Consider the following 9,003-nt stretch of genomic DNA (forward strand, 5'->3'; position numbering starts at 1 on the left):
GGACGGCTCCTTCCCGGCTCCGGCACGGGGCAGCGGACCTCCAGGGGGCGGGGAACTGCGCGACCGGCTGACGCATGGGGACGGCTCCTTCCCGGCTCCGGCGCAGGGCAGCGGACCTCCAGGGGCGCGGGGAACCGCACAATCGGCTGACGCAGGGGGACGGCTCCGTCCCGGCTCCGGCGCAGGGCAGCACACCTCAGGGGCGCGGGGAACTGCGCGACCGGCCACGACGCACCCGCACCCGCCCACGCACAGGCACCCCCACGGCCCTCGGCGTTCTCAAGGCCGGCGTTCTCAAGGCCCGGCGCTCTCATGGCACCCGGGTCAGCGCCGCTGCTCCGGCACCGCCCTCCCCGACCGCAGCGCCATCACCTCGGCCCGCAGCAGCCGTACCTCCTCGGTCAGCTCCACTATCGCCGCGGTCTGCCGCCGCTCCTCCGCGTCGTCCTTCTCGAACCGCGCTATGAACCACGCGGCGATGTTCGCGGTCACCACACCCAGCAGCGCGATCCCCGAAAGCATCAGTCCGACGGCCAGCACCCGCCCGAGCCCGGTCGTGGGCGCGTGGTCCCCGTACCCCACGGTCGTCATCGTCGTGAACGACCACCACACGGCGTCGCCCAGCGTGTGGATGTTCCCGTTCGGCGAGTCCCGCTCCACGGAGAGCACGGCCAGCGATCCGAACATCAGCAGCCCGATCACCGACCCGCCGACATAGGTCGTGAGCCGTATCTGCGAGGCCATCCGCGCCCGTTGCCCGACCAGCAGCAGCGTCGCCACCAGCCGCAGCAGCCGCAGCGGCTGGACCATCGGCAGCAGTACCGCGCACAGGTCGAGCCAGCGCGACCGCACGAACTCCCACCGTTGCTCGGCGAGCCCGAGCCGTATCACGTAGTCGAGCGCGAAGGCCGCCCACACCGTCCACTCGACGACATCGCACCATCCCCTCACGTCCGTGCTCACGTCCGGCCGGACGATCGGCACGGCGTACGCGACGGCGAACACCGCGGCCAGACCGAACAGCGGCCGCTGCGTCTTCTGTTCCCATCGGATCTGCGCCGAGGCGACTCGCTCTTTCATGGACGCATCGTAGGAAACGTGAAGGGGTGGTGAACCCGCAGGTTCACCACCCCTTGACGGGTTGCCCCGTGCTATGCGTCGCCGCCCGCCGCCCCGGGGTCGGCCGCGGAGACGTCCAGCAGCTGGTAGCGGTCGATGGCCTGCTTGAGCACCGAGCGGTCGACCTTGCCCTCACGCGCCAGCTCGGTCAGCACCGCGACCACGATCGACTGGGCGTCGATGTGGAAGTACCGTCGCGCCGCGCCCCGCGTGTCCGCGAAGCCGAAGCCGTCCGCGCCGAGCGACTGGTACGTGCCCGGCACCCACCGCGCGATCTGGTCCGGAACCGACCGCATCCAGTCGGAGACGGCCACGAACGGCCCCTCGGCACCGCTCAGCTTCCGCGTCACGTACGGGACCTGCTGCTCCTCCTCCGGGTGGAGCAGATTGTGCCGCTCCACCTCGACCGCCTCACGGCGCAGTTCGTTCCAGGAGGTCGCCGACCAGACGTCCGCCTTGACGTTCCACTCGGCGGCGAGGATCCGCTGCGCCTCGACCGCCCAGGGCACCGCGACACCGGAGGCGATGATCTGCGCCGGGACGGCACCGGACTCGCCGGCCTTGAAGCGGTGGATGCCCTTGAGGATGCCGTCCACGTCGACGTCGGCGGGCTCGGCCGGGTGCTGGATCGGCTCGTTGTAGACCGTGAGGTAGTAGAAGACGTCCTCGCCGGGCCGGCCGTCGGCGGTCTCGCCGTACATCCGGCGCAGACCGTCCTTCACGATGTGCGCGATCTCGAAGCCGAACGCCGGGTCGTAGGCGACACAGCCCGGGTTGGTGGAGGCCAGCAGCTGCGAGTGCCCGTCCGCGTGCTGGAGACCCTCACCGGTCAGCGTCGTACGCCCCGCGGTCGCGCCCAGGACGAAGCCGCGCGCCAGCTGGTCGGACATCTGCCAGAACTGGTCGCCGGTGCGCTGGAAACCGAACATCGAGTAGAAGACGTAGACCGGGATCAGCGGCTCGCCGTGCGTCGCGTACGCCGAACCGGCCGCGATCAGCGACGCCGTGCAGCCCGCCTCGGAGATGCCGTCGTGCAGCATCTGCCCGGTCGGCGACTCCTTGTACGCGAGCAGCAGTTCCCGGTCGACCGCCTCGTACTGCTGCCCGAGCGGGTTGTAGATCTTCGCGCTCGGGAAGAACGAGTCCATGCCGAAGGTGCGGTACTCGTCGGGCGCGATCAGCACGAACCGCTTGCCGATCTCCTTGTCCCGCATGAGGTCCTTCAGCAGCCGTACAAACGCCATGGTGGTGGCGATCGACTGCTGACCGGAGCCCTTCTTCACACTCGCGTACGTCTTGTCCTCGGGCAGCGCCAGCGGCTTCGCCCGCACGACACGGGTGGGCACATAACCGCCGAGCCCCTTGCGGCGGTCGTGCATGTACTGGATCTCGTCGGAGTTCCGCCCGGGGTGGTAGTACGGCGGGAGCCCGCCCTCCAGCTCCTTGTCGGAGATCGGCAGGTGCAGACGGTCGCGGAAGCCCTTGAGGTCGGCGACGGTCAGCTTCTTCATCTGGTGCGTGGCGTTGCGGCCCTCGAAGTTCGGCCCCAGCGTCCAGCCCTTGATGGTCTTGGCCAGGATGACCGTCGGCTGGCCCTTGTGCTCGTAGGCCGCCTTGTACGCCGCGTAGATCTTGCGGTGGTCGTGACCGCCGCGACCCAGGTGCAGGATCTGGTCGTCGGACATGTTCTCGACCATGGCGCGCAGCCGGTGGTCGCCGCCGAAGAAGTGGTCGCGGATGTACGCGCCGGTCTCGGTCGCGTACGTCTGGAACTGGCCGTCCGGCGTGGTGTTCATCTTGTTGACGAGCACACCGTCGCGGTCCTGGGCGAGCAGCGGGTCCCAGGTGCGGTCCCACACCAGCTTGATCACGTTCCAGCCGGCGCCCCGGAAGACCGACTCCAGCTCCTGGATGACCTTGCCGTTGCCGCGCACCGGGCCGTCGAGGCGCTGCAGGTTGCAGTTGATGACGAAGGTCAGGTTGTCGAGGCTCTCGCGGGAGGCGAGTGCGAGTGCCGCCGTCGACTCGGGCTCGTCCATCTCGCCGTCGCCGAGGAACGCCCAGACATGGGACTTGGAGGTGTCCGCGATCCCGCGCGCCTCCATGTAGCGGTTCATCCGCGCCTGGAAGATCGCGCCCAGCGGGCCGAGGCCCATGGACACGGTCGGGAACTCCCAGAAGTCCGGCATCAGCCGCGGGTGCGGATAGCTGGACAGACCGTACGGCGCCTTCGACTTCTCCTGGCGGAACGCGTCGAGCTGCTGCTCGCCGAGCCGGTCGAGCAGGAACGCGCGGGCGTAGATACCGGGGGAGGCGTGCCCCTGGAAGAAGATCTGGTCGCCGCCGTCGCCCTCCTCCTTGCCCCGGAAGAAGTGGTTGAAGCCCACGTCGTAGAGGGAGGCGGACGACGCGAAGGTCGCGATGTGGCCACCCACGCCGATGCCCGGGCGCTGGGCCCTGGACACCATCACGGCGGCGTTCCACCGCGTGGCGTTGAGGATCTTCCGCTCGATCTCCTCGTTGCCCGGGAAGAACGGCTCGTCCTTGGTGGCGATGGTGTTGACGTAGTCCGTGCTGCGCATCTCGGGCACGGCCACGCGCTTCTCGCGGGCCCGCTCGATGAGCCGGAGCATCAGGTAGCGCGCGCGCTCACGCCCGCGCTGGTCCACGGCGGCGTCGAGCGAGTCGAGCCACTCCTGGGTCTCCTCGGGATCGAAGTCAGGGACCTGACTCGGAAGGCCGCCAATGATGATCGGATTGCGATCGGATCCGGAAGCCACGCTGTTCCTTAGCTGTCAGAGGGCCACTCTTCATGGGTTCTTATGGGTGCCTGCACCGCCCCCCATCGTGTACCTCGAGGGCGCAAACGTCATCTCTACCGAGAGGTAACCAAGCTGGTCACCCGGTCTGTCACAGTAGGAAGGGCATGCGGCACTCGTACCCCCGAGCGGTTGCCGAATGCGCAAACCGGACAGAATGATGTGGTGTGCGTCACGCGGTGCTGGGATTCGATGCCTGGAGTTGCGTGGACACGGCCCGGATCGTCACCGTTTCGGCGGTCTCGCAGGCTGGGTACTTGCGCGATCCGTCCCGCCCGTGTGGACTACGGCCAACGCTTCGCGTACGCGCGTGGCTGATTCCCCGGGGGCGACCCCACTCGAAACATGATCAGGAGGCAACCCGTGAGCGCGACCGCGGACCACGCGGAGGAGCGGACGAACCCTGCCGCGAGGCTGGGGTTCCAGCCCGAGCAGGTGGTCCAGGAGATCGGCTACGACGACGATGTCGACCAGGAGCTCCGCGAGTCCATCGAGGAAGTCATCGGCAGCGATCTCGTCGACGAGGACTACGACGACGTGGCCGATGCCGTCGTGCTGTGGTTCCGAGACGACGACGGCGACCTGACGGATGTGCTGGTGGACGCCACCACGTACATCGAGGAGGGTGGCTCGATCCTGCTGCTGACGCCCAAGACAGGGCGCGACGGCTATGTGGAGCCCAGTGACATCTCGGAAGCCGCGACGACCGCGGGGTTGTCCGCGTCGAAGAGCGTCAGCGTCGGCAAGGACTGGAGCGGAAGCCGTCTGGTGACGCCGAAGGCGGCGAAGTCCGGCAAGAAATAGAGCGTCGCCCGAGAACTCGGTGGGTTCTGCGTCGAGGCGGTCGCGGCGTCGTCGTGGCCTTTCGCGCAGTTCCCCGCGCCCCTGGACGGGCGCCCCTACAGGGCCCGTCCAGGGGCGCTCCGTTTTCCCGGCCGGTCACCTGCGTAGGCTGGGTCACCCGAACAGCCCTACGAAGGGACGCAGGAAATCATGGCGATCCAGGTCGGCGACAAGGCACCCGACTTCGAGCTCAAGGACAACCACGGCGCCACGGTGAAGCTCTCGGACTTCCGCGGCGAGAAGAACGTGGTGCTGCTCTTCTACCCGTTCGCCTTCACCGGCGTGTGCACGGGCGAGCTGTGCGAGCTGCGGGACAACCTGCCGAAGTTCGTCAACGACGACGTCCAGCTGCTGGCCGTGTCGAACGACTCCATCCACACCCTGCGGGTCTTCGCCGACCAGGAGGGGCTGGAGTACCCGCTGCTGTCGGACTTCTGGCCGCACGGCGAGGTCTCCCGCGCGTACGGCGTCTTCGACGCGGACAAGGGCTGCGCGGTGCGCGGGACGTTCATCATCGACAAGGAGGGCGTCGTCCGCTGGACGGTCGTCAACGCCCTGCCGGACGCCCGTGACCTGAACGAGTACGTCGCCGCGCTCGACACCCTGTGATTCTTCGGTTCCAAGGCCTGCGGTTCTCGGGAACCCGTCACTAGGATCGACACGTTGATCCGATACCAACGCACGACGGGGCTCCCCGCCCCAGACATCTATGGGAGGACTTCGTGGGAGTCAGCCTCAGCAAGGGCGGCAACGTATCGCTGACCAAGGAGGCCCCGGGCCTGACCGCGGTCATCGTAGGTCTGGGGTGGGACATCCGCACCACCACCGGCACGGACTTCGACCTCGACGCCAGCGCGCTGCTGCTGGACGCGTCGGGCAAGGTCAGCAGCGACGCCAACTTCGTCTTCTTCAACAACCTCAAGAGCCCCGACGGCTCCGTGGAGCACACCGGTGACAACCTCACCGGTGAGGGCGAGGGCGACGACGAGCAGATCAAGGTCAACCTCGCCGCCGTGCCGGTCGAGATCGAGAAGATCGTCTTCCCGGTGTCGATCTACGACGCCGAGAACCGCCAGCAGTCCTTCGGCCAGGTCCGCAACGCCTTCATCCGCGTGGTGAACCAGGCCGGCGAGGCGGAGATCGCCCGTTACGACCTGTCCGAGGACGCCTCCACCGAGACCGCCATGGTCTTCGGTGAGCTCTACCGGCACGGCGCCGAGTGGAAGTTCCGCGCCATCGGCCAGGGGTACGCCTCGGGTCTGCGCGGTATCGCCCAGGACTTCGGTGTGAACGTCTGAGCCACCGGGGAAGAACCATCCGGCTCACCGCTCCGGCGCCGCAGTCGTCCTCGACCGCGGCGCCGGACGCGCTCGTACACCACAACTGAACACTTGCGAAGCCAGACATCGGGGAGGACCAGCACCATGGGCGTCACGCTCGCCAAGGGAGGCAATGTCTCCCTCTCCAAGGCCGCGCCGAACCTCACTCAGGTGATGATCGGGCTCGGCTGGGACGTCCGGACCACCACCGGAGCCCCTTTCGACCTCGACGCCAGCGCGCTGCTGTGCCAGGGGGGCCGGGTGCTGGGGGACGAGTGGTTCGTCTTCTACAACAACCTGACGAGTCCCGACGGCTCGGTGAAGCACACCGGTGACAACCTCACCGGCGAGGGGGACGGCGACGACGAGTCGATCATCATCGACCTCTCCCGGGTGCCCGTGACCGTCGACAAGATCGTGTTTCCGGTCTCCATCCACGACGCGGACAACCGCGGCCAGTCCTTCGGACAGATCAGCAACGCCTTCATCCGTGTCGTGAACCAGCTCGACGGCCAGGAACTGGCCCGCTACGACCTCTCGGAGGACGCCTCCACCGAGACCGCGATGATCTTCGGTGAGGTCTATCGCTACGGCGGGGAATGGAAGTTCCGCGCGGTCGGCCAGGGGTACGCGTCAGGCTTGCGCGGTATCGCCCTGGATTTCGGGGTCAATGTGTCGTAGCGGCCTTCTGAGGGGTCCGGCGCTATATGCGCAAAACCTGGGGCCTGGTGGGGGACGAGGGGTGCCCGACTAGACTTCGGCTTCGGAGTCAATGTTTGGTAAAGCCGCGCGCGGCGCGGGGGAACCCCGTACACACACGATTGGGTAGCCAGTGGTTCTGAAAACCTTCGGCTGGTCGTTCGCGGTCACCGCGCTCGGCTTGGTTGCAGCGGTTCTCTACGACGGATGGACGGCGCTCGGGCTCGTCGCCATCCTGTCCATCCTGGAGATCTCGTTGTCGTTCGACAACGCAGTGGTCAACGCCGGGATCCTGAAGAAGATGAATGCCTTCTGGCAGAAGATCTTCCTCACCATCGGCATCCTCATCGCCGTCTTCGGCATGCGCCTGGTGTTCCCCGTCGTGATCGTCGCGATCAGCGCCAAGCTGGGCCCGATCGAGGCCGTCGACCTGGCCCTCACCGACAAGGACCAGTACCAGCAGTACGTGACCGACGCCCACCCGTCGATCGCGGCGTTCGGCGGTATGTTCCTGCTGATGATCTTCCTCGACTTCATCTTCGAGGACCGGGACATCAAGTGGCTGGCCTGGCTGGAGCGCCCGCTGGCCAAGCTCGGCAAGATCGACATGCTGTCCGCCTGCATCGCGATGATCGTCCTGCTGATCACCTCGATGACCTTCGCGACCCACGCCCACCAGCACGGCGGCACCCACGTCGACAAGGCGCAGACCGTGCTGATCTCCGGTCTCGCGGGCCTCATCACCTATCTCATCGTCGGCGGTCTCTCCAGCTACTTCGAGAACCGCCTGGAGGAACAGGAGGAGCGCGAGCACGAGGCGGAGGAGGAGGCGGAGCGCACCGGCAAGCCGCGTTCGGCCGTCGCCCTCGCCGGCAAGGCCGCGTTCTTCATGTTCCTCTACCTGGAGGTCCTGGACGCGTCGTTCTCCTTCGACGGCGTGATCGGCGCGTTCGCCATCACCAACGACATCGTCCTGATGGCGCTCGGCCTGGGCATCGGCGCGATGTACGTCCGGTCGCTCACCGTCTACCTGGTCCGCCAGGGCACCCTCGACGACTACGTCTACCTGGAGCACGGCGCGCACTACGCGATCGGCGCCCTCGCCGTGATCCTGCTCGTCACCATCCAGTACGAGATCAACGAGATCATCACCGGCCTCATCGGTGTCGTCCTGATCGGCTGGTCCTTCTGGTCCTCGGTCCGCCGCAACAAGGCGCTGGCGGCCGCGGAGGGAAAAGCTGAGGCCTCCAAGGAGGAGGTGGCGTCCGGCGTCTGACTTTCAGAGGGGTTCGACCCGGAAGCCGGGGCCGGTGTGACCGGTTCCGGAGTGTGACTGCCCTCCAGGTGAGGGAACGCTCTGAGCGGGGCGGCCGACGAGGACTCGTCCTCGTCGGCCGCCCCGTTGGTGGTTGACGCGACGACACGGCAGTTGTGGGGCGGGCATGAGTTTCCTGGACAACCTCTGGCGCGGACGGGCCACGGAGTTCGACGCGGGCAACGCGGCGACCAACGCCATCGAGCTGACCAAACGGCACCAGAAGGTCTCCCTCAGCAAGCAGGGCGCCGCCACCGGCCATCTGCGTGTCAACCTGTCCTGGCGGATGCGGACCTCCGACATAGGCGGACCCAAGCGGCAGAGCGTGCTCCGGCATCCCTTCAGGGCGCTCAAGCCGGAGGAGGTCGTGGCGCACAGCCAGAGCATGGTCAACGTCGACCTCGACCTCGGCTGCCTGTACGAGCTGGCCGACGGGACGAAGGGGGTCGTGCAGCCGCTGGGCGGCTTCCTCGGCGACATCAACGACCCGCCGTACATGCGGCTCAGCGGTGACGACCGGTTCGGGTCGGGGTCCGGCGAGACCATGTACATCAACCTGGACCACCGCGACGACTTCAAGCGGATGCTCGTCTTCGTCTACATCTACGACCAGACGCCGGCCTTCGACCGTACGCACGCCGTCGTGACGCTGTACCCGAGCAACGGCCCCCGGATCGAGATCGGGCTCGACGAACGTCACCCGCAGGCCCGGTCGTGCGCGGTGGTGATGATCGAGAACGTCAAGGGGGAGATCATCGTGCGCCGGGAGGTGAAGTTCGTCTACGGCTTCCAGGCGGAGCTCGACCGGCTCTACGGGTGGGGCCTGCAGTGGGGGCGCGGCTTCAAGACCAAGGCGGAGCGCTGACCGCGGCCCCGCTCCCCCCGGAGC

The 9,003-nt window shown here is 67.5% G+C and carries 8 protein-coding genes; 6 read left to right on the forward strand and 2 right to left on the reverse strand.

Annotation, left to right across the window (positions count from 1 at the left end):
• Positions 1-324 precede the first annotated feature (324 nt).
• Complete coding sequence (locus AOK23_RS22515; RefSeq protein ID WP_055714495.1) at positions 325-1,080, reverse strand: potassium channel family protein; 756 nt, start codon at positions 1,078-1,080, stop codon at positions 325-327.
• Between the two features lie 71 nt (positions 1,081-1,151).
• Positions 1,152-3,899 carry a pyruvate dehydrogenase (acetyl-transferring), homodimeric type gene (aceE, locus tag AOK23_RS22520; protein WP_055714496.1) on the reverse strand — a complete coding sequence of 916 codons (2,748 nt, stop codon included), beginning with the start codon at positions 3,897-3,899 and terminating at the stop codon, positions 1,152-1,154.
• A 402-nt stretch (positions 3,900-4,301) separates the two neighbouring features.
• On the opposite strand from aceE, the gene AOK23_RS22525 reads away from it, so the two are divergent.
• From AOK23_RS22525 to AOK23_RS22550, 6 genes are all read left to right on the forward strand, one after another.
• Positions 4,302-4,742 (forward strand): DUF3052 domain-containing protein, encoded by a 441-nt coding sequence (locus AOK23_RS22525; RefSeq protein ID WP_055520217.1) that lies wholly within the window; start codon positions 4,302-4,304, stop codon positions 4,740-4,742.
• 189 nt (positions 4,743-4,931) lie between these two features.
• On the forward strand, positions 4,932-5,390 hold the full coding sequence (locus AOK23_RS22530) for a peroxiredoxin (protein ID WP_055540009.1): 459 nt from the start codon (positions 4,932-4,934) through the stop codon (positions 5,388-5,390).
• Positions 5,391-5,503: 113 nt separating this feature from the next.
• Positions 5,504-6,079 (forward strand): calcium homeostasis/redox stress adaptation protein, encoded by a 576-nt coding sequence (locus AOK23_RS22535; RefSeq protein ID WP_055520220.1) that lies wholly within the window; start codon positions 5,504-5,506, stop codon positions 6,077-6,079.
• 126 nt (positions 6,080-6,205) lie between these two features.
• Positions 6,206-6,781 carry a TerD family protein gene (locus tag AOK23_RS22540; protein WP_055714497.1) on the forward strand — a complete coding sequence of 192 codons (576 nt, stop codon included), beginning with the start codon at positions 6,206-6,208 and terminating at the stop codon, positions 6,779-6,781.
• Positions 6,782-6,932: 151 nt separating this feature from the next.
• Positions 6,933-8,075, forward strand: coding sequence for a DUF475 domain-containing protein (locus AOK23_RS22545; protein ID WP_055714498.1), 1,143 nt, complete (start codon positions 6,933-6,935; stop codon positions 8,073-8,075).
• A gap of 166 nt (positions 8,076-8,241) precedes the next feature.
• Positions 8,242-8,979, forward strand: coding sequence for a TerD family protein (locus tag AOK23_RS22550; protein ID WP_055520223.1), 738 nt, complete (start codon positions 8,242-8,244; stop codon positions 8,977-8,979).
• The last annotated feature ends 24 nt before the right edge of the window (positions 8,980-9,003 follow it).

Origin of the sequence: Streptomyces torulosus (genome assembly GCF_001419765.1) — a bacterium.
In the GTDB taxonomy this organism is placed as follows: Bacteria; Actinomycetota; Actinomycetes; order Streptomycetales; family Streptomycetaceae; genus Streptomyces; species Streptomyces torulosus.